28 protein-coding genes and 1 pseudogene are annotated in these 25710 nt (G+C 42.6%); 15 read left to right on the top strand and 14 right to left on the bottom strand.

The features are described from left to right. Positions 1-660: transposase (locus PN447_RS11590; protein ID WP_271763185.1), on the bottom strand; the 660-nt coding region annotated here is incomplete at its 3' end. A 214-nt stretch (positions 661-874) separates the two neighbouring features. Next, on the bottom strand, positions 875-1012 hold the full coding sequence (locus PN447_RS11585; protein WP_271763184.1) for a hypothetical protein: 138 nt from the start codon (positions 1010-1012) through the stop codon (positions 875-877). 281 nt (positions 1013-1293) lie between these two features. Here PN447_RS11585 and PN447_RS11580 point away from each other — a divergent pair, with 281 nt between their 5' ends. Continuing rightward, on the top strand, positions 1294-1818 hold the full coding sequence (locus PN447_RS11580) for a DUF4168 domain-containing protein (protein ID WP_271763183.1): 525 nt from the start codon (positions 1294-1296) through the stop codon (positions 1816-1818). 7 nt (positions 1819-1825) lie between these two features. On the opposite strand, the gene PN447_RS11575 is transcribed toward PN447_RS11580, so the two are convergent. Both PN447_RS11575 and PN447_RS11570 read right to left on the bottom strand, forming a co-directional pair. Next, positions 1826-2119, bottom strand: coding sequence for a hypothetical protein (locus PN447_RS11575; RefSeq protein WP_271731577.1), 294 nt, complete (start codon positions 2117-2119; stop codon positions 1826-1828). Between the two features lie 242 nt (positions 2120-2361). Continuing rightward, on the bottom strand, positions 2362-2532 hold the full coding sequence (locus PN447_RS11570; RefSeq protein ID WP_271731036.1) for a chlorophyll a/b-binding protein: 171 nt from the start codon (positions 2530-2532) through the stop codon (positions 2362-2364). Positions 2533-2893: 361 nt separating this feature from the next. Between PN447_RS11570 and ald the strand changes: the two genes are divergently transcribed. The 6 genes from ald to PN447_RS11540 all read left to right on the top strand — a co-directional run bounded on the left by ald (position 2894) and on the right by PN447_RS11540 (position 9848). Then, the gene (gene ald / locus PN447_RS11565) at positions 2894-3985 is read left to right on the top strand and encodes an alanine dehydrogenase (RefSeq protein ID WP_271763182.1); all 1092 of its coding nucleotides are present in this window, start codon (positions 2894-2896) and stop codon (positions 3983-3985) included. A gap of 687 nt (positions 3986-4672) precedes the next feature. Further along, on the top strand, positions 4673-6118 hold the full coding sequence (locus PN447_RS11560; RefSeq protein ID WP_271763180.1) for a cytochrome ubiquinol oxidase subunit I: 1446 nt from the start codon (positions 4673-4675) through the stop codon (positions 6116-6118). Positions 6119-6369: 251 nt separating this feature from the next. Then, entirely contained in the window at positions 6370-7383 is a 1014-nt protein-coding gene (cydB, locus tag PN447_RS11555) for a cytochrome d ubiquinol oxidase subunit II (RefSeq protein WP_200987294.1), read from the top strand. Between the two features lie 102 nt (positions 7384-7485). Beyond that, positions 7486-8505, top strand: coding sequence for an ABC transporter ATP-binding protein (locus PN447_RS11550; protein ID WP_271763179.1), 1020 nt, complete (start codon positions 7486-7488; stop codon positions 8503-8505). A 47-nt stretch (positions 8506-8552) separates the two neighbouring features. Continuing rightward, positions 8553-9440, top strand: a complete 888-nt coding sequence (locus PN447_RS11545; protein WP_271763178.1) for an ABC transporter permease — start codon at positions 8553-8555, stop codon at positions 9438-9440. A gap of 48 nt (positions 9441-9488) precedes the next feature. Further along, a complete protein-coding gene (locus PN447_RS11540; RefSeq protein WP_271763177.1) occupies positions 9489-9848 on the top strand; it encodes a hypothetical protein in 360 nt (119 codons plus the stop codon). A 51-nt stretch (positions 9849-9899) separates the two neighbouring features. Here the strand turns inward: PN447_RS11540 and PN447_RS11535 are convergent, their stop codons facing one another. Continuing rightward, positions 9900-10337 carry a peroxiredoxin gene (locus PN447_RS11535; protein ID WP_271763176.1) on the bottom strand — a complete coding sequence of 146 codons (438 nt, stop codon included), beginning with the start codon at positions 10335-10337 and terminating at the stop codon, positions 9900-9902. Positions 10338-10443: 106 nt separating this feature from the next. Between PN447_RS11535 and PN447_RS11530 the strand changes: the two genes are divergently transcribed. Genes PN447_RS11530 through PN447_RS11520 form a run of 3 tightly spaced genes read left to right on the top strand, consistent with a single transcriptional unit; the run spans position 10444 to position 12576 of the window. Then, a complete protein-coding gene (locus tag PN447_RS11530; RefSeq protein ID WP_271763175.1) occupies positions 10444-10836 on the top strand; it encodes an Npun_F0494 family protein in 393 nt (130 codons plus the stop codon). Between the two features lie 9 nt (positions 10837-10845). Continuing rightward, the gene (gene cobQ / locus PN447_RS11525; protein WP_271763174.1) at positions 10846-12321 is read left to right on the top strand and encodes a cobyric acid synthase CobQ; all 1476 of its coding nucleotides are present in this window, start codon (positions 10846-10848) and stop codon (positions 12319-12321) included. A 15-nt stretch (positions 12322-12336) separates the two neighbouring features. Beyond that, the gene (locus PN447_RS11520; RefSeq protein ID WP_271731023.1) at positions 12337-12576 is read left to right on the top strand and encodes a 2Fe-2S iron-sulfur cluster-binding protein; all 240 of its coding nucleotides are present in this window, start codon (positions 12337-12339) and stop codon (positions 12574-12576) included. Between the two features lie 156 nt (positions 12577-12732). On the opposite strand, the gene PN447_RS11515 is transcribed toward PN447_RS11520, so the two are convergent. The 3 genes from PN447_RS11515 to PN447_RS11505 form a co-directional block, all read right to left on the bottom strand. Beyond that, positions 12733-13179 (bottom strand): SRPBCC family protein, encoded by a 447-nt coding sequence (locus PN447_RS11515; protein ID WP_271763173.1) that lies wholly within the window; start codon positions 13177-13179, stop codon positions 12733-12735. Positions 13180-13210: 31 nt separating this feature from the next. Further along, entirely contained in the window at positions 13211-14650 is a 1440-nt protein-coding gene (gene zds, locus PN447_RS11510; protein WP_271763172.1) for a 9,9'-di-cis-zeta-carotene desaturase, read from the bottom strand. A gap of 90 nt (positions 14651-14740) precedes the next feature. Then, entirely contained in the window at positions 14741-16369 is a 1629-nt protein-coding gene (locus PN447_RS11505; protein ID WP_271763171.1) for a DUF6930 domain-containing protein, read from the bottom strand. A 315-nt stretch (positions 16370-16684) separates the two neighbouring features. On the opposite strand from PN447_RS11505, the gene PN447_RS11500 reads away from it, so the two are divergent. From PN447_RS11500 to PN447_RS11490, 3 genes are all read left to right on the top strand, one after another. Next, positions 16685-17041 (top strand): iron-sulfur cluster assembly accessory protein, encoded by a 357-nt coding sequence (locus PN447_RS11500; protein WP_271763169.1) that lies wholly within the window; start codon positions 16685-16687, stop codon positions 17039-17041. Between the two features lie 86 nt (positions 17042-17127). After that, positions 17128-17550 carry a tetratricopeptide repeat protein gene (locus PN447_RS11495; RefSeq protein WP_271763168.1) on the top strand — a complete coding sequence of 141 codons (423 nt, stop codon included), beginning with the start codon at positions 17128-17130 and terminating at the stop codon, positions 17548-17550. Between the two features lie 126 nt (positions 17551-17676). After that, positions 17677-17919, top strand: a complete 243-nt coding sequence (locus PN447_RS11490) for a hypothetical protein (protein ID WP_271763167.1) — start codon at positions 17677-17679, stop codon at positions 17917-17919. Between the two features lie 47 nt (positions 17920-17966). Here PN447_RS11490 and thyD read toward each other — a convergent pair whose 3' ends face one another. The 5 genes from thyD to PN447_RS11465 all read right to left on the bottom strand — a co-directional run bounded on the left by thyD (position 17967) and on the right by PN447_RS11465 (position 24321). Further along, positions 17967-18887: a thylakoid membrane protein ThyD gene (thyD, locus tag PN447_RS11485; protein ID WP_271763186.1), complete on the bottom strand. Its 921-nt coding sequence runs from the start codon at positions 18885-18887 to the stop codon at positions 17967-17969. Between the two features lie 26 nt (positions 18888-18913). Continuing rightward, a complete protein-coding gene (locus PN447_RS11480) occupies positions 18914-21355 on the bottom strand; it encodes a heavy metal translocating P-type ATPase (RefSeq protein ID WP_271763165.1) in 2442 nt (813 codons plus the stop codon). Between the two features lie 241 nt (positions 21356-21596). Further along, positions 21597-21788, bottom strand: coding sequence for a hypothetical protein (locus PN447_RS11475; RefSeq protein ID WP_271763164.1), 192 nt, complete (start codon positions 21786-21788; stop codon positions 21597-21599). A gap of 37 nt (positions 21789-21825) precedes the next feature. Then, the gene (locus PN447_RS11470) at positions 21826-22101 is read right to left on the bottom strand and encodes a TM2 domain-containing protein (protein WP_271763162.1); all 276 of its coding nucleotides are present in this window, start codon (positions 22099-22101) and stop codon (positions 21826-21828) included. Positions 22102-22755: 654 nt separating this feature from the next. Beyond that, positions 22756-24321, bottom strand: coding sequence for a type II CAAX endopeptidase family protein (locus PN447_RS11465; protein ID WP_271763161.1), 1566 nt, complete (start codon positions 24319-24321; stop codon positions 22756-22758). 345 nt (positions 24322-24666) lie between these two features. On the opposite strand from PN447_RS11465, the gene PN447_RS11460 reads away from it, so the two are divergent. Beyond that, positions 24667-25344: a uracil-DNA glycosylase gene (locus PN447_RS11460; RefSeq protein ID WP_271763160.1), complete on the top strand. Its 678-nt coding sequence runs from the start codon at positions 24667-24669 to the stop codon at positions 25342-25344. Positions 25345-25370: 26 nt separating this feature from the next. On the opposite strand, the pseudogene PN447_RS11455 reads toward PN447_RS11460, so the two are convergent. Continuing rightward, positions 25371-25532, bottom strand: a pseudogene (locus PN447_RS11455) (Uma2 family endonuclease); the annotation flags it as partial. 61 nt (positions 25533-25593) lie between these two features. Between PN447_RS11455 and PN447_RS18630 the strand changes: the two are divergent. Beyond that, positions 25594-25710 (top strand): MerR family DNA-binding transcriptional regulator (locus PN447_RS18630; protein ID WP_334311092.1); only part of this gene is annotated, 117 nt, incomplete at its 3' end.

Here is a 25710-nt window from a genome sequence, read left to right as displayed (position 1 = left end):
TTCTATTTTTCTAGAAGTTTTTTGATTTTTAGGTAACTGAGATTGAAGACTAGCTTTAACTTTGTTGTCAAACTGATTACAGGATTTAATAGCTTTGCCGCAAACAATAAAAGGTTTGAAGTCGTGACAATTACTACTAACAGTGGCTAAGTTATTTAAGCCTATATCAATTGCTGCTATTCTGTTATTAGTTGTGACGGAGGTTTCTTCTTGCTCATAAACTGCTTCGACAATGTAGGCATTATTTTTGGGAATAATCCTGACTTCTTGAATTTGAGTAAGCTTGGTTTTGATGAGCAATGACAACCCAGAAGGAGAAATTAAACCTTGCTTTAAGGCTTTTTTAGAAAAAGCCTGATTGTTAAAGGTTAAGATATTTCTCCCTTCTTGCTTATGTTTATACTTGGGTAACTTGGGTTCACCTAAAAACTTATCAGGATTTAACTTATACTCTTTTTTGGCTTCTTGATAGGATTTAAAGCATTTATCGACTTGTTTAAATACCAGTTGAGCAACTTTGCTGGGCAAGGCTTTGTAATCATCACTGTTTTTAAGTGAGTGGTATATTTGATTGAAAGTTGGTATTGGTTGACTATTGAAAAAGGCTTTACGACATAAATAAACAGCACAGTTGAATAGGTTTTTTGATAAAAAAGACATTTGATCAATCACCCCAAACCACTTGTTATTTCCTTTGATTATGTGTCGTTCAACTAATCGCATTCTGACTCCAGGCATTTAAGAATGCACTTGTGTTTTTCTTTTCCTTCTTCTTAGACCATAGATTCTCCCACAGAAAGCGTACAAGCCTTTATGCTTGACCGTCTAAATTGCTTTTATTTTCTGCACTAGATACTCTGGTATAAATCACAACTCATTCAAAGGTTTTTTGTACATCAACGATGACTCTACCTGTAGGAAGCTGAGTAGCTTTAAGTTCACCACGTTTCCACATCCTCCAAGCAGTCTGGTAACTTATTCCCTTTGATTTAGCGTAGTCAGATAGTTTCATTCCCAAAATATCCCATAAATGATTACATCTGACTATATCTGATTATATTTTGATCATTTAAACCTTATACTCCTCACCGAAAGACCTTTCTCTGTCATCTTGAAGACATTGGTCAAGATGTATTAAGCTAAACGACAACTGATATTCATGATGTACACCCATCTGTCTATATATCAGTGATACCTTGTATTTGCTATCACATCAATTGCTGAATACATCTGGGAAGAGGAATCGGATTCCTTGCATGAGCAAGGTTAGTAATTTTTACGGAGTCAGTCAGTATGTTAAAGCAAATTTTTAAAGGTAGCTCAGTTTTGTTTTTTTTGCTTGCAGGTAATCTTTCAGCTCTTGCACAAACTCCAGAATCAAGACCTCAAACTCAACTGTCTAGAGGGATCTCGGAACAATTTCAACAGTCTCAAGGACAAACTACTGTCAGCCAGGAAGAACTGCAAAAATTTGCCAGCATTCTCCCCAGGTTACAGGAAATTGCCGAAACAGGGCAACAGAGAAGTCTACAAATTATTGAGCAATCACCTCTAAGCGTAGAGAGATTTCAAGAGCTGTCCCAAGCACAACAAACACCCGGTACTCAACCGTCTTCACCAGCTACTCAAGAGGAGCAACAGTCTTTTAACCAAGTAACAGCCCAGGTTCAGTCAATCCAAGAGGAAACCGTGTTGCAACAGCAGGAAGCTGTGCAGGCTGGGGGTCTAGAACTCAACCGCTTTAATGAGATATTTATCGCCGTTCAGCAAGACCCGGCTTTGCAACAACAACTACAGCAGCTAATTCAGAACAATTAGGCGTTAATTATCGGCGTGGTTTTTTCTGAGAAACAGTCATAACCGGTAGAGTACTACTAGAGGATTGGGGAGGTAAATAATGTTGTACTTCCGCTGCATCTGGTAGGGGTTGTCGTTGCTGGATACGCCATAACTTAAAAGCTAGACTAATCCCAGCAGTTCCCAGACCCACAGCAAATAATGACCAACTATCATCTAGTCCACCAATCAGGGCATCTACCACGCCTATGGTCATCAATACGCTGATGATGGGATCTTTTCTGTAGGCTGACTTTAAAAAACGAGGTAATACAGCATTCATCACAGCTTGGTTTGTCCAGATTACCTGAGGTTTAACTTGATCAAGAATAACTTACACATTAACTGCCATTGTGACGATAGGCATCTAGCTGACTAGATTTTTTTTTGCGCCATAGATGGCAAGTTCTGCAAGCGGGTATGCTATTAGGTACAGATACGGTCAAAACCAGCTAAAACAACTAGCTGGTTAAAACACTTCTAATTACTAGCTTACAACCGGAAGTTTTATATTTTGTAGTCCCACTATTTCAGGCCTAGCCATGATAGCACACCTTGGTTAGTGAAGTACTCAATCACCACCATCAATAAAAAGCCAATCATTGCTGCTCGTCCGTTTAAGCGTTCAGCATATTCATTAAAGCCAAACTTAGGCTCTTCTAATTTGGGGGTAATTGTTGGTTGTGATTGTGACATTTTCTAGAAACCTCTTTTTGGCGGGAGTTAAAACAGTGAACAGTAAAGGATTATCAAACTTTCAGATGGCATTGATCACCACACTGAATTTAAAACTTGGAGAACCTGACCCCCAGATGATTGGTAACTGGTGGTAGTAATGGTGGTGCATAAATCCCCGAATCTGCTACAGCTTCCAAATAGGAAACCGTACAATCCTATTTTAACAATTTGTAATTATTTTTTATATATTGTAGAAATATTGGGGGAATAGTCAAGGGCAGGAGTTTGATCACCTAGCTGAGTAATTAGCTATCCCTAATACGGAAGTGCAAGTCTGAGCAGGCTAAAGTTGAACAAAAAAAATCATTAGAGGCGGAACATGGAAATCGGCGTTCCTCGGGAGTTTAAGGATCAAGAGTTTCGGGTAGGGTTAAGTCCCTCTAGTGTGCGGGTACTGAGAGAAAATGGCCATACCATTTTTGTTCAGAGTCAAGCGGGTAGTGGTGCGGGATTTACAGATGAGGACTATCAAGAGGCTGGGGCTGAGATTGTTTGCACAGCGGAAGCAGCATGGAATCGGCACTTAGTTGTCAAAGTCAAAGAACCTTTGACAAATGAGTATAAGTTTTTACAAAAAGGGCAGATATTATTTACTTATCTGCATTTAGCCGCCGATCGCAGTTTAACTGAGCATTTAATTGATTGTGGCACTTGTGCGATCGCTTACGAAACCGTAGAACAAACCGGTGCAAATAAACTACCCTTGCTCAGTCCCATGAGCATTATTGCGGGTCGCCTAGCAGTACAATTCGGAGCCAGATTTCTAGAACGCCAGCAAGGTGGTAGAGGAGTTCTCTTAGGCGGTGTCCCTGGGGTCAAACCAGGAAAAGTAGTAATTTTAGGCGGCGGCATTGTGGGTACAGAAGCGGCTAAAATTGCTGTGGGTATGGGTGCTGCTGTGCAAATATTGGATGTGAATGTCGAGCGCTTATCTTACTTAGAAACCTCTTTTGGTTCTAGAGTGGAACTACTATACAGCAACTCAGCCCATATCCAAGCTGCTATCAAAGAAGCTGATTTACTCATTGGTGCTGTTTTAGTCCCCGGACGCAGAGCGCCCATACTAGTATCCCGTGAATTTGTCCAACAAATGCGTCCCGGTACGGTAATTGTAGATGTTGCAGTTGACCAAGGCGGTTGTGTAGAAACTTTACACGTGACCTCACACACCAATCCTGTATACATAGAAGAAGGTGTGGTACATTATGGGGTTCCCAATATGCCGGGTGCAGTACCTTGGACGGCTACCCAAGCGCTTAATAATAGTACATTACCTTATGTTGTGCAATTAGCAAATTTAGGTATTAAAGCCCTGGAAGTTAACCCAGCCTTAGCTAAAGGGTTAAATGTGCAAAATCACCGCTTAGTACATCCAGCTGTGCAAGAAGTTTTCCCGGATTTGGTAAGTTAAGATATTCGGTGATTGCGTCAGATATTCTCTGAGGTTACAGCAAAAAGCCTGCCTATGCAGGCTCAATACTTTATACTTGAAATTTTATTGTTAGCTAATATACTTTACTAGTATGTGGTGTATACTTTATACTTGACATATCGATGAATATCAAGGTCTACAAATCATGCGCAAGTAATTATATATACTAATAAGCCTAGAAAGTCAGTTTTTGAGTATTAGGTTTAAATAACAAAAATATAATCAGATATATTCAAATATTAACACCTATAGCACAAAAATATCATGAATTTTTGCCTATATTATATTGTAATGCAAGATGTGAATGTGATATATTAGTCTTGAGTTCAGGAAGCGTAGATCCTTGGAAAGTGGTGAAAGTCCTGATCTGAGAGTGCGGAGAGTTAGAATTAACCTAACCATAGCTCCTGTGTGGCAGGAAATCCTATAAATTAGACGAAATAAAACATTTTCAAGAGTAGCTAATCAAATCAGAACTGAAAAAAGGTAAAAGTAGTTCGGAAATCTATCTCAGATTAGAAACCGAATAGTGCGGCTTGTAGTTAGCCCTGTAAGGTGTAAGACCTTACCAAGCTAGAAATATTTGACTATATTTTTAGTAACTATATTTACATTTTAGCCAAAAAGTGTATCCTAAGTGATATGGCTAACTCAGGGAGATAAATCGTGGAATTTTTATCTGATTCTGTGGTGTTATCACGGATGCAATTTGCATTAACTGCACTATTCCATATGCTCTGGCCTGTCCTAACAACGGGTATGGGGATTTATCTGGTGATCGTTGAAGGAGTATGGCTAAAAACTCGCAATCCTGATTATTACCTTCACGCTCGGTTTTGGTCTAAATTTTATGTCCTCAACTTTGGTATTGGCGTAGCAACGGGTATACCCATGGAATTTCAGTTTGGCACCAATTGGGGACCATTCTCGGAAGCCGTGGGTAACTTTTTTGGTAGTGTTATTGGTTTTGAGGCTTCTTGGGCGTTTATGCTAGAAGCTGCATTTTTAGGGATTATGTTATTCGGCTGGGAGCGTGTCAATCCCGCCATTCACTATCTTTCCACAATTTTGGTAGCTGTAGGTGCGAACTTATCCACCCTGTGGATTTTGACAGCAAACTCCTGGATGCAAACCCCCGCAGGTGGGGAAATGGTGGATGGTAAATTTATTGTCAGTGATTATTTTCAAGCGATTTTAAATCCCTTTATGGTTAACAGTGTGCTGCATATGTTTTTTGCGACACTGGAAACCTCTTTATTTGTGATTGGGGGAATTAGCGCTTGGTATATTTTAAAGCAACGTCAGCCGGATTTCTTTTCTAAGTCTTTTAAGATTGCCTTAGCAGCTGCGATCGCAGTGGCACCATTACAAATATACATCGGACACCTCAGCGGCGAGCAAGTGTATCACTATCAACCCACGAAACTCGCAGCCATGGAAGCCCAATGGGAATCTTCACCAGCGGGACAACCTGCTGACTGGAGTTTGCTAGCCATACCCAACGAAAAAGCCCAAAAAAACGACTGGGAAATCACCGTTCCTAACGCTCTGGGTTACATTCTGGAATTTAAGAGAAATCTTTCCGAACCGGTACGGGGATTAAAAGAGTGGAAACCAGAGGATCGTCCCCACATGGTTGGTTTAATTTATTACGCCTTCCGCACCATGATCGCCATTGGCTTTTTCTTAGCCGGTTTAATGTTCTTCAGTACATTACAATGGTTACGGGGTAAACTTTCAGTAGAAAACATTACCCAGCAATCCTGGTTGTTGCGGGGTTGGATATTGGCTGCACCTCTAGGATACATCGCCGTAGAGTCGGGGTGGATTGTGCGCTGTGTAGGAAGACAACCTTGGACACTTTACGGACAAATCCGCACGGTTGATGCTGCTTCTCATATACCTGCTAGTAATGTTTTAGTTTCACTCAGCAGCTTTGCTACAGTTTACACTCTGTTATTTATTGCAGCTTTGTACTTTGGTAGTCGCATAATTCGTCAAGGTCCAAATCTAGATTTAGCAGTTCCAGGACTAGAAATTACTCAACCCGCAGTAGAAACCACCCCTGGGGAGTTTCTACCCGATGAACGTCCCGCAGAAGCACAACAATAATCAGAAAATTCCACAACCTCTAAGAGGATGTTTGGAAAGTATTAAACAGGTAATTTTTATCTTAGGGAACAGGGAACAGGGAATGAGGAATGAGGAATGGGGAATGGGGAATGGGGAACCGAAACAATCAAATCCAATCTCCTTTCCCTTATAAAGGGAAAGGTGAGGGTGGGGTCAAACAATAGTTGATACACTAATCATGACTTATCAAACAACCTCTAATTTAGCAACCAATCTCAAGAGTTAATTATATGGAGACACTCCAGTATTTTCTCCCCCAAGTATGGTTTGTAATTTTGGCTTTGTTCCTGTTCCTCTACGTCATGCTAGACGGTTTTGATTTAGGGGTGGGGATACTATCTCTCACCTCTTCCGACGAGGAACGCCGGGGGATTTTAATGACTAGTCTCAGTAATATTTGGGATGCAAACGAAACCTGGCTAGTTTTAATGGGAGGGGGTCTGTTCGGTGCGTTTCCCTTGGCTTATGGCACAATTTTAAGCGCCTTGTATATTCCCATTCTGACTATGGTGTTTGGGTTTATTTTCCGGGGTGTGGCGTTTGAATTTCGGGAGTTATCCAACCGCAAGTTTTTATGGAATTTTGCCTTTGGTGCTGGGAGTTTTACCGCCGCGCTCGGTCAAGGTTTTGCTTTGGGTGCGGTACTCAAGGGAATTAAAGTTGATGAAGCTGGACACTTTATTGGTACAACCTGGGACTGGTTGAGCATTCCTTCTGTGTTGGTGGCTTTAACTTTGATTCAAGCCTATGTGTTAATTGGTTCGACTTATCTGGTGTGGAAGACTACAGGAGAATTACAAGCTACTCATTTTAAAACTGCTAAAATTGCGGCTTGGACGACTTTAATAGGCGCTATTTTCATCACCATTAGCACACCAATTATTTATGAAAATGCCAGAGCACGCTTATTTCAACAACCACTAGTATATATCTTTGCTGTGATCCCTGTGTTGGGAGTGCTGCTAATTTGGCAACTTCTCAAGAGTCTCAACCTGAGAGAGGAAAGAGCGCCTTTTGTCTGGACTATTCTTTTATTTGTGCTGACTTTTTTGGGGTTGGGATTAATTGTTTTTCCTTATATTATTCCTAATCAAATTACCATTTATCAGGCTGCGGCTGATCCGAGTTCCCTGGTAATTATGATTATTTTTATCGGGTTTCTGATTCCGGTGATGTTGTTTTACAACCTTTACCAGTACATTGTGTTTCGCGGTAAGGTGACTGGGGGACAGTATGGGGAGTGATAAAGTGATGGAAGGTAACCAAGCGATCGCCTGACCTCTCACTACTCATCTACAATAGAAATAGAATTTGTTGAGATTTGTATAGTTAGAGTTTAAGCTGTCATGGCTCCTGCCGTTTTAATTGAAAAACTACAAAAGAGTTACGGTAAAGTAGTCGCAGTCAAAGATGTATCCTTTCAGGTGGAACCGGGGGAAATCTTTGGTTTACTCGGTCCTAACGGTGCGGGTAAAACTACGACTCTGCGAGCTTTATGTACTCTGACGACACCGGATGCTGGCAAAATCGAAGTATCTGGTATATCGGTGACGGAGAACCCGAAAATCGCTCGCCAAAAACTGGGTTATGTGGCCCAAGAAGTCGCTTTAGATAAGGTTCTAACTGGACGGGAACTACTGCAACTACAAGCAGCGCTGTATCATATCCCCCGGTCTGTGGCTAAACAGCGGATTGATATGGTGTTAAGTTTACTGGGTTTACAGGAATACGCCGATAAAAAGACTGGAACCTATTCCGGCGGTTTACGCAAGCGCCTAGACTTAGCAGCGGGTTTACTCCATGCTCCAGATGTTTTAGTGTTGGATGAGCCGACTGTGGGGCTTGACATAGATAGCAGGTTTGTGGTATGGGAATTTCTGCGCCAGTTACGCGCCTCTGGAACAACAGTATTGATTACCAGTCACTATTTAGAAGAAATCGACGCCTTAGCCGATCGCGTGGCTATTATTGACCGTGGTACGGTGATTGCGGCGGGTACACCTTCTCAATTAAAAGATCAAGTTGGGGGCGATCGCATCACTCTGCGCATCCGGGAATTTTCCCCAGCAGAAGAAGCCGAAAAAGCCAAACAAGTGTTACACAACTTACCCTTTGTCCAAGAAGTAATTATTAACAGCGCTCAAGGTAATTCCCTCAACTTGGTAGTAACACCGGAAAATGATGCCTTAATGACCATACAGGAATCCCTCAACACTGTGGGCTTGCCGATATTTGGTATTTCTCAATCTCGGCCCAGCCTAGATGATGTTTACCTCGCGGCCACTGGGCGAACTTTGCTGGATGCAGAACTCGCTGCAGTTAGCACCCGCGATCTCAAGGCTGAGAAAAAGCAAAATATGAGATAGTTATTGGTCATGGAACTTCCCGCTTTTCCCCTAATTCCTAAATTACTATGAGTGTTACCCCTAAATCTGAAATGAATTGGCAGCAATTAGCATCGCCAGAATTAGATGTGAATACTGCCCCCAATTTATTGGGTGAACTAGCACAAGAGACGTTAGCTTTAACTCGTCGCTTGTTTATTCAATTACAACGCCGTCCCTCAACCTTAGTTGCTGGAATTATTCAGCCGGTGATGTGGTTAGTGCTATTTGGGGCTTTATTCCAAAATGCCCCCAAGGGTTTGTTTGGAAGTACGAGCAATTACGGTCAATTTCTGGCTGCTGGTGTAATTGTGTTTACAGCCTTTGCTGGAGCTCTGAATGCTGGTTTACCGGTGATGTTTGACCGGGAATTTGGCTTTTTAAATCGTTTACTGGTAGCACCTTTAGCTTCTCGGTTTTCGATTGTCTTTGCTTCCGCCATCTTTATCATTAGCCAAAGTTTACTACAAGCAGCGGTAATTGTAGCAGCAGCAGCCTTTCTTGGGGCTGGGTTACCGGATGCCGCCGGTTTGAGTGCGATCGCCTTAATCGTGTTTCTGCTGTCCTTGGGTGTAACCGCCATTTCCCTGGGTTTAGCCTTTGCCTTACCTGGACACATTGAATTAATTGCGGTTATTTTTGTCACCAACCTACCATTATTGTTTGCCAGTACCGCCTTAGCTCCTTTATCCTTTATGCCAGGGTGGTTGCAAATTGTCGCTACCCTCAACCCCCTGAGCTTTGCCATAGAACCAATTCGTTACCTATATCTTCACAGCGATTGGGGGCTAAATAGTGTAGTCATGTCAGCACCTTGGGGTAATGTTACCTTTGGTGGAGCGCTCCTGGTGTTGTTTGGCTTTGCGTTGGTGGCTTTATTGAGCATTCAAACCCGACTGCGGCGGACTCTAGCCTAGAAGCTCAGTCAGCTAAATTATTGATAGTAATTTTACAGTCAAAACTCCATGGAAAAACCATTTTTATCAGTTACTCGATTTTCTCTGCTCAGTGTTGCAGGAATTAGCCTGGCTTCCTTGCTTCTGGCTCCACCGAGTCTGGCTCAATTTAACTCTGTAGATCGTGGTACAAACCAGAATAGTGACCCCTTAGCTAGCCCAAACTCAGGTGATTTAAATATGTTTGATATTATTCACCGGGCGAATTTGGGGAATGTCAACTGGAATGCTCATGAGCAAAAACAACAAATAGACTCAGCAGCATCCGACTTTAGAGCCAGACAACAAAAAGCTTTTCAAGAACAGGAACGCTCAAACACAGATTCACCATCGGTTTTACCTGAAGGAACTGAATCACCATCACCATAAATTGGATTTGAATTAACCTTATGGGTATAAGGTTAATTCAAAATCTAAAAACTACAGACCAAGTGCGGCTAAAACATCACTGGCGTGAGTAGTAGTATTTACACTAGCGTCAACATGAACGATTTTGCCGTTAGGGTCAATTACGTAGGTAACACGCTTGGCGTAACCACCGCCATCGACATCATAAGCTTTGATTAAACTTTGGTTAGTGTCAGCCAACAAAGGAAAGTTGAGATTATATTTTTGGGTAAAGGCCTGATGAGAGGCTTCATCATCGGCGCTGACTCCCAGCACCACTACATCTTTACCTAAATATTCAGGTTGAGCATCCCGGAAGCTACAAGCTTGTTTGGTGCAACCAGGGGTGTCATCTTTGGGGTAGAAGTATAAAACAACTGTCTTCCCAGCAAAATCAGATAATGAAACGGTATTACCGTTAGTATCTTTGACGGTAAATGCAGGTGCATCCGTACCAACTGCTAGAGGCATAATGAACCTTTCCTGTTTTAAATTGATGACTTTGAAATTTTACAATAATTTACAATATTTAAGGAATTGACTCAAAAAAATGGTACTCAAAATTGGGGAGTGACCAATGACTAATAACCAGAAAACGTTATCTTATACCAGTAGTACAGTAGACAGGGCTAGGCGATCGCTTATATGCTCTCCTTTTAATCTTGTATTGTTGCAAGCTATGCGTCAGCAGAGTTTACCATTAAGTGCCATCGCTATGGAAAACGGTGTCCAGAATGGCTATAGTAAAAGCCCTTTATCAGAATTGGCTTGTGATGATGCTTTAAACTGGCTGATTCAAGTCGGTATTTTGCGGCGAGAAGTCGATGGTCAGGGAATTACGGATAGTTTCCGCCTCACTCCTCTAGGTCATCTGTTGGTGGAACAATTCCATGGCCAAAATTGGCCTAATGCTTCCTGGAGCGATCGCTTGTATAATGCGGTAGTTTACTGGTTTCGACTACCCTTTTAATTACGAACTATGAAAGCAATTATGGTAGTGGGAACAACATCCCACGCAGGGAAATCACTGATAAGTACAGCTATTTGTCGGATTCTGTCGCGGCGTGGTTGCCGGGTGGCTCCCTTTAAAGGTCAAAACATGGCTCTGAATGCTTATGTCACCGCCAATGGGGGAGAAATTGGTTATGCTCAAGCAGTACAAGCTTGGGCTGCTGGTGTTGTCCCTGGGGTAGAAATGAACCCGATTTTGCTCAAACCCCAGGGGGATATGACATCCCAAGTGATTATCAAAGGTAGAGCTGTAGGCAAAGTTAAAGCTTCAGATTATTATGAACAATACTTTAATATTGGTTGGCAGGCAATAGAAGAGTCTCTAAAACATTTATCCACAGAATTTGATTTGCTTGTCTGTGAAGGTGCAGGTAGTCCGGCGGAGATTAACCTCAAACACCGCGACTTAACTAATATGCGGATAGCAAAATATTTGAATGCACCAACTATATTAGTAGTTGATATTGACCGGGGTGGTGCTTTTGCTCATGTGGTGGGAACTCTGGAGTTACTAGAACCAGAAGAACGTCAATTAATTAAAGGTATAGTAATTAACAAATTCCGGGGTCAGCGATCGCTTTTGCAACCGGGGATAAAATGGTTAGAAGAACGTATTGGCATTCCTGTGATTGGTGTCATCCCTTATTTTCAAGAAATTTTTCCCGCCGAAGACTCCCTAGACCTACTAGAACGTAAGTCATACAAAACCAATACTGACCTGAATATCACTGTTATTCGCTTACCCAGAATTGCTAACTTTACCGATTTTGACCCCTTGGAGTCGGAGCCGAGTGTTGCGGTAAAATTTCTGAGTATGAAGCAAGATTTAGGACATCCAGATGCCGTAATTATCCCAGGAACAAAGACCACAATTACCGACTTGCTACTGATGCATAAAACGGGTATGTCGGAAGCAATTAAAAACTATGCAGCTTCTGGTGGTACAGTGTTAGGTATTTGTGGCGGCTATCAAATGCTAGGGCAAATTATCGCTGATCCCGAAGGAGTAGAAGGACAAGCTGGTAGATTTCAGGGGTTAAATCTTTTACCCATTAGAACTGTAATTACCGGACAGAAAATTGCTCGTCAGCGCCAAGTTAGCTCCAATTATCCCCAAATGGGTTTACCGGTGAATGGCTTTGAAATCCACCAAGGGCGATCGCGCATAGAACAATCAGAAGATAACCCAGGATACCATCATTTATTTGATGATGCTAATTTAGGACTAGTGGATAACTCTCAATCTGTTTGGGGTACATATCTCCATGGACTGTTTGATAATGGCCCTTGGCGACGGGCTTGGTTAAATCGCCTGCGTCAACAACGAGGTTTAAAATCTTTGCCTACAGGTGTTGCTAACTACAAGGAACATCGAGAACAAATTTTAGACTCTCTGGCTACAGAAATTGAAACCCATTTAAACTTAGAGCCAATTTTACCTTAACTAAAATTATTGTTCATGACTATTCGCGTCCGCTTTTTGCCAGATGATGTGACTGTTAATGCCGAAGTGGGAGAACCGCTGTTAGATGTAGCGCAACGGGCTGGGGTGTTTATTGCCACCGGGTGCCTCATGGGTTCTTGTCATGCTTGCACTGTTGAACTAGAAGATGGCGAAGTCATTCGCGCCTGTATTTCGTCAGTGTCACCAGAGCGCGAAGAAATGATCATTAATTTGTATGGTGACCCTACTTGGTAATTTTTTGTCCTGATTTTGTTAGGTGAGCATTTAATATTTAGGTATCATAAAGCTATAGCAATAATTATTGCTGATGAAACTACGGGGGGTACACTACCAAAACCAACCGAAACCAAAGGTGTGTAACGCCCCATAGTATTTAATTGCTCAGGGTGGTTAGCTTTGAGATTTAACATTCAAAGCATATTCTTTGAACCTTTCCAAATCAGCTTGAATGGTAGACTCAACTACCCGCCCCAAAAACAAGTTATCCATAATTTTGCCAATAATTCCAGGGATGGCATAGGAAACCGTCATTTTGACAATACTACTACCATGGCGGTCATAAAAGCGGATGGCACCTTGATTTGGCAAACCATCAACGGATTCCCATTGAATAATTTGCTCTTTGACGACCTTGAGCATCCGGGATTTCCATTTAAATTCCAGACCCCCTGTACTAAGTTTCCATAGAGATATGTCGGGGTTGTCTGGGGAAATCCTGACAGAATCAATCCACTTCATCCAACGGGGCATTTGCTCTAAGTCAGACCACAGACCCCATACTAGTTCTATGGGAGCATCGACTTCAATCTGCACACTATGCTCTAACCACTCTGCCATTTTCTTTGATTCCTCTGCTTGGTGCGTTTGCTTATTGTTTCAGGTTCTCTAAAATCACTTTTGCTGCACGCCGTCCAGAAATGGTTGCTCCCTCCATGCTGTCAATATAATCTTGTTGAGTATAACTACCTGCTAAAAAGAAGTTATGCACTGGGGTTTTTTGGTTAGGACGGTAAGGGTCCATCCCTGGTGCTTCTCGGTAGAGTGATTTCGCCAGTTTTACAACACTATACCAAGTCATATTCAGTTCGCGGGATGAGGGGAACAGTTCATGAACTTGTTTGAGGACGTGTTGGGCGATCGCTTCATTGGTTTGTTTAATAAAAGGATCTCCCGGTGTGAGTACCAACTGTAATAAAGACCCTTGTCCAGGGCGATAATAATCACTGGGACTAGCCAGGGCTAAATCAGCAAAACAAGAAAAGTCAGCATCGGCGGTATAGAGTAAATTATCTATCCCTGCGGCATGATTTAGCTGTTTGCGTTCGTTTTCATCTTGGAGTTCTGTTACCCAGCCATCAAATCGCAGCTGTACTGTGGCCACGGGTACTGCATCTAATTTATAAATATTGTCAAATTCCGACCACTTACGCCACTCTTGGGGTAATATACGCTGAATCCCCGGGACATCGCAAGCACAGAGGTAAGCATCAGCCGTAACGGTTTGTGTGGTGTCACCTTGGGCAACTACAATACCAGTCACCTGAGTTTGTTCTCCTGATTGAGTAAATTGAATTTCCCTGACTTGGCGACGAGTATGAATTTTAACGTTTCTTGCTTCTAAATATTTGAGGATGGGCTTGTGCAAATACTCATCTGGGGAACCTTCCAGCATCCGCATAATTGAGGCTTCAGTTTTAGATGCAAAAAACTGGAAGATTGTCAACATACAACGGGCGGAAATATGATCACAATCAATAAATCCCAAAGCATAAGCAATGGGGTTCCACATCCGTTTGATACTACCCTCACTACCGCCGTGACTGCGGAACCATTCAGCAAAGCTAACTTTATCTAAGTTACGGATAGTTTTCATCGCCCCGTTGAAGTCTACTAATCCGCGAACGATGGGGCTAGTACCCAAGGCGATGGCATTTTGTAGTTTATCTTGTAATGATAATTGAGAAGTTGTAAAAAATGCCTTTAATCCATTGAAAGGCGCACCGGTAATAAAGCGAAAATCTAAACTACCAGTACGTCCCCCTTGATTAATAAAAGTGTGGGTATGTTCTTTCAGGCGTAAATTGGATAATGCCCCCACTTTCTCCATTAAATCAAATAGCTGGTAGTAACAACCAAAAAATACGTGCAATCCCATTTCAATATGGTTGCCATCTTCATCTACCCAACTACTGACTTTACCACCAACAAATGGGCGGGACTCAAAAATCTCTACTTCACAACCAGCATCAGCCAAATCTACTGCGGTTGCTAGCCCAGCCAGTCCCGCACCCACAATTGCAACGCGCATTCCATCTCACCCTTTCAGTTTCTTTACAAATTGTAACTGAGTTGGTAGCGGAATTAGCTATTGATTCTTGGGTAAGTTTCATTCAAATTCTCACTCAGGCATGAGTTGCAGAGTGCCAAAACCTAAGGCTTGATGAGAAAGTGATTGCGCTTCAAATAAAGCCATCATATCTCCTAATTGGGGGTTGCGACTCGTAGATCCTTTTATTCCTTTGGCAATAATCAAACCACAGTAGCCGTTGGTGTTTTTACACCGCTCATCCCATTTTTTCCGGGCTTCTCCATGGGTTGGATCATCATCTAAAAATTCACCGAACAAGAAGAATTCGCCATTTTCAGCTTGCAACAAACCTAAATCGTAGCGATCGCCATCAAAAGGATCAGCACCCGGATTAAAGCAAATGGCTTTGAGTCCGCCTGCTGCGACAATATTTTCAATGAGAGTTTTAGCCTTGGGTCGTGAGGTTTGAATTAAAACTACCGGTAATCCATCACCCACTTTTGATATTTCAGCAGATTGATGATTTAGAACTCCTTGACGCAATGAGTCTAACATTTCCCAAGAGATTACTCCCAGACTGATAAAAGAATTTTGTGGGATCAGATCATCTCGCAAGCCAGGAAAATCAGGCGATTCTTCGGCTCCCATTTCTAGTTCTTCCATGTCCCAACCTGCCATTTCCTCTAATTCTGCTGCTAATTGGGGCATAGTGGAGACAGTGACAGACAAAGACTTAATTGATTCTGAATTGGATTTAGGTACAGAAATACGATAGCGACGGCTGAGGGTAGGAAAAGTTTCAGTGTCGAGCTGGTTATGGTAATCGCGGATAAAGCGGATCAGGCTCTCTAGAGCCACAAACACTGCTAGTGCTTCCTCTTCATACAAAACCGACCGCAATCCTTCTAATGGGTGGATATTACCGAAAGTAGGCTCAATTTCCGATATGGGTAAATCGCTTAAATCCTCGTCCCCATCCATTTCATCTTCATCTTCACTTTCAAAAGTCAGAAATAGACAGTCTTGTTTGAGGAAAGCCTCTTCTAAATGTGCTTGTGATTCATCATCCTCTAAAACTTCTGCCCGAAACTGCCTCAGAGAATCTTCGGAGCGATAAAGTAAAATACCGTACTCCATCCCTAGCATCCCCATTACGGAAACGTAGAGTGTACCAACATCCCAGTTATTAATCTCTATTGATAATATTTGTTGTTCTTCTAAAAATTCCCAAGGTGCAGTGTGCCAAACAGCGAAGGCCTGATCACGCAATACTTGTGCATATTGCGGAGGTAAATCGGGAACTTGGTTATCCTGTATTTCGGTAAATCCGCGGAAGAGTTCGTCGATTAAGGGCAATTCGGGAACGTAATCAATGCTAATATCCAAGCCTTGCAGCACACCCCGCAGGTAAAACTGAATTTCTCGGTCTTTAACTACAATCTTTTGGGGTCTGGCTGGTTTACCAGGGCTATGGGGATGCTCCATTGCACGCATTAAAGTCCGAACAATTGCTTCTGGACCTATTTCAGGAGATACTACATCCATCCCCCGCACCACACCTTGGGAACCATCTACCCAAAGAATACATTCACCGTTGCTCTCGGAGTCTGAAGCTGATGTTGGCGATGATGACATTGGACGGCGATCGCCCTCCCATACAGAAGGAATTTGAGTTAATGTTTTCAACCGACGAGTGGTAGAGCGATTAAAGCTTGTCATAAAGTAGATTAATCAAAAAGAAGCTATTTGGCAGTAGACTATGGGAAAGAGCTAGCCTTGGGTAAAATCTTCCTAAGACCACACCTGAAGAGTAGTTGCAACTGATGGTTGTTATAAGGAGCCGAACTCTGGAAATACCCAATCCTTCAATTCTAGGATAAAAAGTTTTGGCTACTTTTGACCAATTGTTTACAATTTGGCAAATAATGATCTCAGTCTCGCTACAATAAGAGCAAAAACTCAATGGTGATCCGAGAATTATCAAAAACCTAATTAGGTTACTTATTATACCATTAAAGGGGTTGAAACGGCAACATGACACAAGCAACTCAGTCTCAACAACGTGGAATTCAACTAAGTGAAGCAGCCTTGCGCCAGGTTAAATCCTTGCAAGAAAAGCAAGGAGAAGAACTTTGCTTACGAGTGGGAGTTCGTCAAGGTGGTTGCTCTGGGATGTCTTACATGATGGACTTTGAGGACACCAGCAAAATCACTCCTCATGATGAAGTTTTTGATTACGATGGCTTCAAAATTATTTGCGATCGCAAAAGTCTATTATATCTCTATGGTTTAATGCTTGATTATAGCGATGCCATGATTGGTGGTGGTTTCCAATTTACTAACCCCAATGCAGCCCAAACCTGTGGTTGCGGCAAGTCGTTTGGAGTGTAATATTGTCAGTGGTTGGTTGTCAGTTGTTCATAACTATTGACGGCTAACTACTGAATATTGATTATATAACTATTAACTGATTTGCTATGGCTCAAACAGTTGAATTCCTGTTTGATACAGGATTGGAACGCTATAAAGCTGGTGAAGCAGCAGAATCTTTAATCCCAGTATTTCAAGAAGTGTGCGATCGCGCCCCGAAAACAAGTTCTGCTTGGATTTGTTTAGCTTGGTTGTACTTGCTAGAAAATCAACCCAACTTGGCTTACAAAGCAGCAAACAAGGCGGTGAAGTTAAATCCACAAGACCCACAAGCCAGAATTAATTTGGCGGTTTCAATGCTGGAAACAGGTCAAAAAGGATTGCGAGAACATATTGATTTTGTCAAACAGTTAATTTTTGTTAACCCAGAATGGGAAAGCGATATTAAAGATAGTATTGCCGATGGTTTAAGCCGGAAACCGGATTGGCAAAGTTTGGCAAAAGTTAAAACCTGGCTATTTGAGTCCTAAAATTTAGGAATCAGATCCCCCGGGTTTTTCTCTCCAGAGGAAAACTTCTGGGGAGGATCCAGGGGAGAGGAAAAAACTTCCCAGTCCCTTTTTGTCCATCCCGGTTTTTCTACTCCAATTCTCAGTATGAAAGATAAATTATTAAACTGGCTAAACTTGATTTTAGTTGCTGATGTATTCTTAGTTTTATTTGGCTTTGGCTGGTTAGCGATCGCCGCCTTTGGCGATGCTGCGGGAATCAACCTCGGTTTAGATTTATGGCATCAACTTTGGCAACCTCTGTTTAACCCAGCAATTGGTATCCTGATGGGGGGCGCTATCCTTAGCGGTTTAATTAGTTGGATTTCCCGCAAATTTCAGGCTAATTAACAGTTTTTTAGTGAGGACATTAGTCCTCTGTTCTCCGGTGTGAGAACCTACCCAATAATTTCTTGCAATGCTGGTAATAATTGAGGATATTGATACTTAAAGCCAGCCTCTAAAGTAAGTTGAGGCATAACTTTTTGACCTTCCAAAACTACCATAGCTCCATCCCCTAAGAGCAGCTCCAGAGCAAAGCCAGGAACGGGTAACCAGGAAGGACGTTGCATAACTTCCCCCAAAGTTTGGCTTAACTCTGCCATCCGCACAGGATGAGGAGCAGTGGCATTATACACACCTTTCATACCCGGGTTAGTTAAAGCTTGCAAAATTAGATTTACTAAATCATCTAAGTGAATCCACGATAACCACTGGCAACCACTACCAAGGGGGCCACCTGTAAACAGCTTGAAGGGTGTAATCATTTTAGCCAAAGCGCCACCATTGCCTAAAACGATGCCAAAACGCAGAATAACCAAGCGGACACCAGCATCTTCAACTTTTTGGGCTTCTGCTTCCCAGGCTTCACAGACTTGAGCTAGAAAATCCTTACCAGGTGAACTGGTTTCATCAAAGGTAGCGGTTTCACTCGTGCCATAATAACCAATAGCAGAAGCATTAACTAACACAGAGGGCTGAGGATTAGCCTGAGCTATAGCTTCGACAATTTTCTGTGTACCTAGCTGGCGACTATTGAGGATTTTCTGCTTTTGTTCTGGTGTCCAGCGTTCCTCCGCAATTGGTTCTCCGGCTAGATTGACTATACCATCACAACGGTTGATGGCTTCTTGCCAAGAACCAGACACAGTGGGGGTATAGGCTACAATTTCTACTTGAGGAAAAGCCCCTGGGGGAAAAACCTTGACCGCTGTAGCAGGGTTGCGGGTGAACACCAGTATTTGATGACCCTCTTTGTGCAGTTTTTCCACCAAACGACTACCGACAAATCCTGTTGCTCCTGTAATTGCTACTTTCATCATCTTAATGCACTTCAACCAAACCCTTATTTTAACTTGGGTGATGAGTGTTTGATTTTTGATGACCAATTGCGCAATAAGATTGAGTTGGTAACAACACTCACAGAGCTAAAAGCCATTAATGCTGCCGCCCCAGATGGACTAAGGATAAAACCAAAACTGGGTAATAATACACCCGCAGCTAAGGGAATACCGATAGTGTTGTATGCAAATGCCCAAAATAGATTTTGGCGGATTTTGTTGAAAGTACAGCGACTCAGTTGAATTGAGGCGACAACATCATTTAATCGATCGCGCATCAAGACAATTTCTGCCGTCTCCATGGCTACATCTGTACCCGAATATAAAGCAATGCCGACATCTGCTTGTGATAAAGCCGGAGCATCATTAATACCATCGCCAACCATGGCGACTTTAGAGGCTGATTGTGTTTGTAATTCTTGGATCAGAGCCGCTTTTTGACTGGGGAGAACCCCCGCCATCACATCAGCGCCATCTAGTCCTAGTTGTTGAGCTATGGCTTGAGCTGCTTCATAGCGATCGCCACTGAGCAATATAACCCGTAAACCCATATCACGCAACTGGTTGACTGTGGCTTGAGCATCTGGTCTCAGGGGGTCTTGAACAGCAATCAGTCCGGCTAAATTTCCCCCAACTGCTACGCCCACGACTGTTTTACCATCTTCTGCTAGCTGTGGGATCATCTGTTCTGCTGCGTCACTCCAAGTCACCCCATGCTGACTCAAGAAGGCGCAGTTACCCAAAATTACAGACAGACCCTCTACAATAGCAGATACACCCAATCCCGGTTCTGTATGAAAATCCACAGCGTCAGGAATACATAGATTTTGCTCCCGTGCTGCTTGTTGAATGGCTTTAGCTAAGGGGTGGTAAGTACCATTTTCGACTGCTGCTGCTAGTTGCAGGAGAGAGTAGGGTTTTTCATACTTCCATTCTCCCATGGGTAGACAATCTGTTACAGTAGGATTACCCGTTGTGAGAGTGCCTGTTTTATCAAATACGACAGTATCTAACTGGTGCACTGTTTCCAAGACATCACCACCTTTGATTAACAGACCCCGTTCAGCACCCATGGCGGTTCCTACAAGAATTGCTGTCGGGGTCGCCAGTCCCAAAGCACAGGGACAGGCGACAACCATAACGGCGATCGCTAGTTTCAAGCTGGTTAGGAGAGGGGAGTGGGTAGGAACCCCATCCATGACCTCTGTATGAGACATTTGGGAATGGTTCATCATTTCCATACCCCCAGAAACAGTCACATCACTCCAAATGTGAGTACCCCAAAAGAACCAAAAAACAAATGTCAATACAGAGGCGGTCAACACACCATAAGTAAAGTAACCCGCCACCGTATCGGCTAACTTTTGCACTGGCGCTTTACGCGTTTGTGCTGTTTCTACTAGGGTAACGATTTGCGCCAAAGTGGTATCGCTACCGGTTCGAGTGGCGACTATAGCCAATGCTCCTGACTGGTTCATAGTTCCTGCGGCTACCATATCTCCGGGCTGCTTCATGACTGGTACCGCTTCCCCTGTGAGCATGGACTCATTCACCGTTGTTTGCCCAAAGCGCACCTCACCATCCACAGGAATTTTATCTCCTGGTAGTACTTGCAACCATTCACCAACACGCACCTTTTCTGCGGGAATCTCCATAATATTGGTTCCCAAACCTATTTTTTCCGGGTCTGGGTTGAGAATCAACCGTCCTACTTGAGGTTGGAGTGTGAGCAATTCTCTAAAGGCTGCGGAGGCTCTTCCTCTGGCTTGTTGCTCTAAAGTCCTACCCAGGAGGATAAAACCCAGCATCATTACTGGTTCGTCAAAGAAGCATTCCCAGCCCATTTTGGGGAATAGCAGCGCTACTAAACTAGCAGTGTAGGCTGTCAGCGTTCCCAATCCCACCAGGGTATTCATATTAGGCGAATTGCGCAGCCATCCCCGCCAACCGTCTACTATAATAGGGCGGCCGGGAATGATTATGGCCACTGTTGCCAATCCACAGTGAAACCAGATATTGTTTAATTTTGAGAATATCGGCAGGCCGATATTCTCAAAATGTCCGATTCCTGACAACACCAGCAGCACCCCAGCAATGATTAACTGCTGGAATGAAGAACGCATTTCTTGGCGCTTTTGTGCTTCTTTTTGTTCTAGGGTAGTTTCTCCAGCTACTTTTCCCCTAGTCTGACGCGGTTGAGAGGGAAATCCAGCTGATGTTAATCGCTGTGCTAGTGTGTCCGGGTCTACTTCACCAGGTTCTGACTCTACCACAGCTACCTCTGTAGCCAAGTTCACACAGGCGCTTTTCACTCCTGGATATTGGGTTAACTGTCGCTCTACAGCGCTTACACATCCAGCACATTTCATCCCCCCCACATCGAGGATAATTTTCTCTAAGGTTGGGCTTCGTTCTGGAGTAAGCTGAGTTTTCGGGGTCAGTTGCATGACAAGTGTTGAGTTGGCTACGAAAATTCAACGCCTTAATAAAAGCGTCCCTCTTTTGAGCGTAGGCGAAATTTGGAGATATGACAGAACTTCAATGATCATATAGCATTTCCCATGCTCTTGAGGTACAGAATTTTTTAGTTTTAGTTTTAGGAAACAGGGAATAGGAAACAGGGAATAGGGAACAGGGAAAAAATTGGGGTGTACTTCATTAGCATGAAAAAGGCTTTAAACTTATGCGCTAATGTTGAATTTTTGTACCACTCTTTCTGATATAAGTTACATATATCACAGCTACCACTTGTATGGGCATCATAGCAATCAGAGTCTTGCCAAAATAGTTGATGTCCAAAATAGATACGGCGCTGAAGTAGCCCATACCCACTACTAGCAACATCGCCCATGTGAGAGATTTACGTTTAATTGTTAGCATATCTCTAAAAATAAGTTCCCCTGGCTAATAGCAACTTCTAGAACCAACCCTGCTTATTCACAAAGTAGGTATCAACAAACTCTTCAGAGGTTTTGTTTAAATAGATCATGCCCTCAATTAAACCCACAAGCTGCATAATTAACAAACTAATGCCATAGGTAAAATAACCTCCAACTAAAGCTATAATCAACATGATGCAGCCTTCTGGAGTATATCCTAGAACGAATTTATGAACTCCAAATCCTCCGCAAATAATGCCGCAATAACCAGCAATCAGTTGTTTAGTTGGTTGAGTGGTGTTGAAATTTGCCATATTAGTTCTATTCGGATCGAAAGTGAATATAAAATTAGAATTTTAATTGATATTAAAATCACCCAATATATTTTTTGAGTAAATATATTTTGAATTTTTTGCTAGTCAGACCATGCTCCCACATCCATAATTAAACCTAACTGGTGTACTTTAAATACAAAGTTAAAAACATATACTATTTCCCATCCTCGTGAGGTACAAAATTTTTTAGTTTTAGTTTTAGTTTTAGTTTTAGTTTTAGTTTTAGTTTTAGTTTTAGTTTTAGGGAATAGGGAATAGGGAACAAAGTAGTGTGTAATTCATGAGTATGAAAAAGGCTTTAATACAGATCAATATATTTGCAGGGTATTGTAATTAACATTAACAATTCGTTAAGTTTACCAGACCACAAGCCTGTGTTAAACCCACCCCCATTCCCTATAAGGATATGGGGTTAAACTGCAGTTAGCTGTGTTTTGTGGGGGAAGTCTTAATGCATAGTACTTATATTATTTGTAGATGCTATTTCCTCATGATTCAGGAAACAAATTTGCTATAAGTACGGCATTAGCTAATCAGCCTAGTAACTGAGTGGGGAATTTTGGTGTGCAATAGTTACTATATGCAAATGAAAACAAATCGTTGACAAATTATCAACCGTGTAGCAATGTATTATTAATTACTACTACCCAAGATAAAGAGACTCAGTAGGGTGCCACTATTCCAGAGACTATGGACAAGCATAGGTGCCAAGAGATTACGCGATCGCGTGTACACTATCCCTAAAACCACACCCAAAGCTGTTAAAGGCAGAATTTCTGATAAACTCAGGTGGGCGATCGCAAACAACAAACTACTGAAAATAATTGCTCCCCACACAGGTACATAACGAGTCAGAGAAGGCAATAAAAAGCCGCGAAACAGCAGTTCTTCAAAAATGGGGGCGGCGATCGCAGCTGTCAAAAAAAACAGCCCCAGAGCCATACTATCTTGACTTTCCAAAGCTAGTTGTAACAGGGGATTACTACCGCCCTGACCCCGCCATAATTGTTGATTAATCAACGACACCAGTACCACTATCGGCAAAGCCGCGCAATAACCCCCAAATCCCCATAAAAACCATCCATCCTGCAACCGGAAGCGAAACCAGTGGTCTGGGAGCGGCAAAAAACGCTTAATCGATAAATACAGCACCAACAGCGCACCTGATGCCACCATCATATAGCTAACTAACACCGACCAAGCCTGAAAGCGGACATTGGTAATAGGGCGCTCTATGGGTAATAGGGATAGCAACAGAGGCACAAAGATTTGACCCATAAAGAAAAAGCCCACCACAAAAACTTGTAAAATGGTTTCTCCACCCCAAGGCGTTGACCAAGATAAATCAGCATTGCGAGCCAATAAAGCAGCTTTCCCCTTGAGCAAACGCTGACCAATCAAGAAAACCAGTAATATTAGACCTATTAATGCTGTCACCGTGGGAATTGTGCCAATTAGGGCTAGTTTGGCCACAGCCTGGGTAGCAGCTTCTTGTTCTTCTGCTCTAATTTCCGATAAAGCTGCCTGTCGTTGTTGCAGTTGATACAGTTGAATTAAAGCAGTAGAGCGAAACCAACCATCTAAATTTTGATTAATCAGCTGTTGAGCATTGGGTAAGACACGGGGGGGAGTACTCCATAGCCCAGTCAACACAGCAGCAGTTTCCCGCACTGGATTTACTTCCCCGGTTTGCTGCAATTCTTCCCAAGTCTTGATGGCTGTATCTGTCTGTCCTTGCTTTGCTTGTAAAATTCCCAGACGTAGGTCTAAGTCAGCCCGTAATTTTTGTAGTTGTTTGAGTGAGCGCTGTAACTTTTCCCCCTTGTCCTGAGACTCAGCCTGAGTTTGGGGGGGTTCCCCTCCTAAAGGTTTAGGGGGTAGGGGAATAGCCTGAGGTTGAGCAAGTTGGTTTTGAACCTTATCCCAATTCGCTTGAACCGACTCACGCACCTGCTGATATTGCTTGGTAGCACTTTCTAGAGGTTTATCCCCCACTATGGCCGGTTTAATTGCTGAGAAATTATCGTCATTACTATCTTCTGGCTGCCAAGTTTGCGCTTGGAGTGCAATATTAGTTTGGTACAGTTCCAAAGTTGTCTGGAACTGGGGTTCTCGTAAACTGCCGAATAAAGAAGAGACTGACAACAGGACTGCTATCGGTGTGAGGACAAAAAATAAAATTAACCGCTTAATCGTCATCTATTCCCCTTGAACAATTCACCAGGGCAAGGTTTACCCTATGCTTCATAATCTTTGCAACAAACAGCCGCCGGTTGATCAATATATTAATATTTTTAATATATAGGACTCCTATTTGATTTTTGAACAAGACTCAGTACACACGGCAATTCTTCTTACCTGTTCCCTGTTCCCTGTTCCCTGTTCCCTACCTAGACAAATCAATTCAGAAACCAAACCGGATTTCTATATTGATGTCAGTACTTGATGCTAGGGTTGGGTTTTATCAACGCTACTGGAAAATGGTAATATCATGAATCAGCCAGCAATAGGGTCATCTGTTGCTAACCTAAAATTTTGGTTTTCATGAGCAGCGACATCCAACTCAACCTTTTTGACCACCCCAACTCGAACCCCCGAGATTTAATTCCCACAGACGCAAAAATCCCCATGATACCGGTAACATACACAAATATGAGTGAGTTGGCACAGGATTGTCATCACTGTCACCGTTGTACCTTGGGAGACAGTCGGACTCATGCTGTTGTGGGGCGTGGTCATCTCCAAGCACCAATTATGGTCATAGGTGAAGCCCCTGGTCAAAGTGAAGATGAAACTGGTTTACCATTTGTCGGCAGATCAGGACAGTTACTAGAGAAAATATTAGCATCTGTGAATCTGAGTACTGAACGTGATGTATATATTGCCAATATTAATAAGTGTCGTCCACCACAAAACCGAGTCCCCACCCCTGATGAAATTGCGGCTTGCAAACCCTACTTGTTAGAACAAATTCGCCTTGTTGACCCGAAAATAATTTTACTCACTGGTGCAACTGCGGTCAAAGGTATCACCGGCGATAAACAAGGAATGACGAAAATTCGCGGTCAGTGGATGGAGTGGGATGGGCGTTTGTGTATGCCGATTTTTCACCCTTCTTATTTGCTGCGTAACCCTTCTAAGGAAGTAGGTAAGCCTAAATGGTTAATGTGGCAAGATATGCAAGCAGTCCGCGCTAAGTTAGATGAAATTACTGCCAACTAGGAGAGGTTAAGTATTCTGACTGATCACCATTTCTGGGCTTTAATGTCTTGAGGATGACAGCTGACAATCAGATCGGGATAATAATAAGGACTTTCTGGAGAAACTTGGACTTTGACATCTGAGACATTGATTCGACAACCTTTAGCACCCAGATGAGGACGTAAGGCACTATAAAGGTTGAGGGTTAGCCAATAGCTAGTTATTTACTAACAATAGATTACATATGCTCATAAATGCTAATATAGTGGTATGGCTTATGTACCACTACGAGAAGCAGTTAAACAACTGGGATTGCACCCAAACACTTTAAGAAAATACGCAGACAATGGCAAGATTGAAAGCATCAAAAACGAAGCAGGACAAAGA

Origin of the sequence: Anabaena sp. CS-542/02 (assembly GCF_028331085.1) — a bacterium.
In the GTDB taxonomy this organism is placed as follows: domain Bacteria; phylum Cyanobacteriota; class Cyanobacteriia; order Cyanobacteriales; family Nostocaceae; genus Anabaenopsis; species Anabaenopsis arnoldii.
This window is presented reverse-complemented; position numbering and strand designations above follow the sequence as displayed.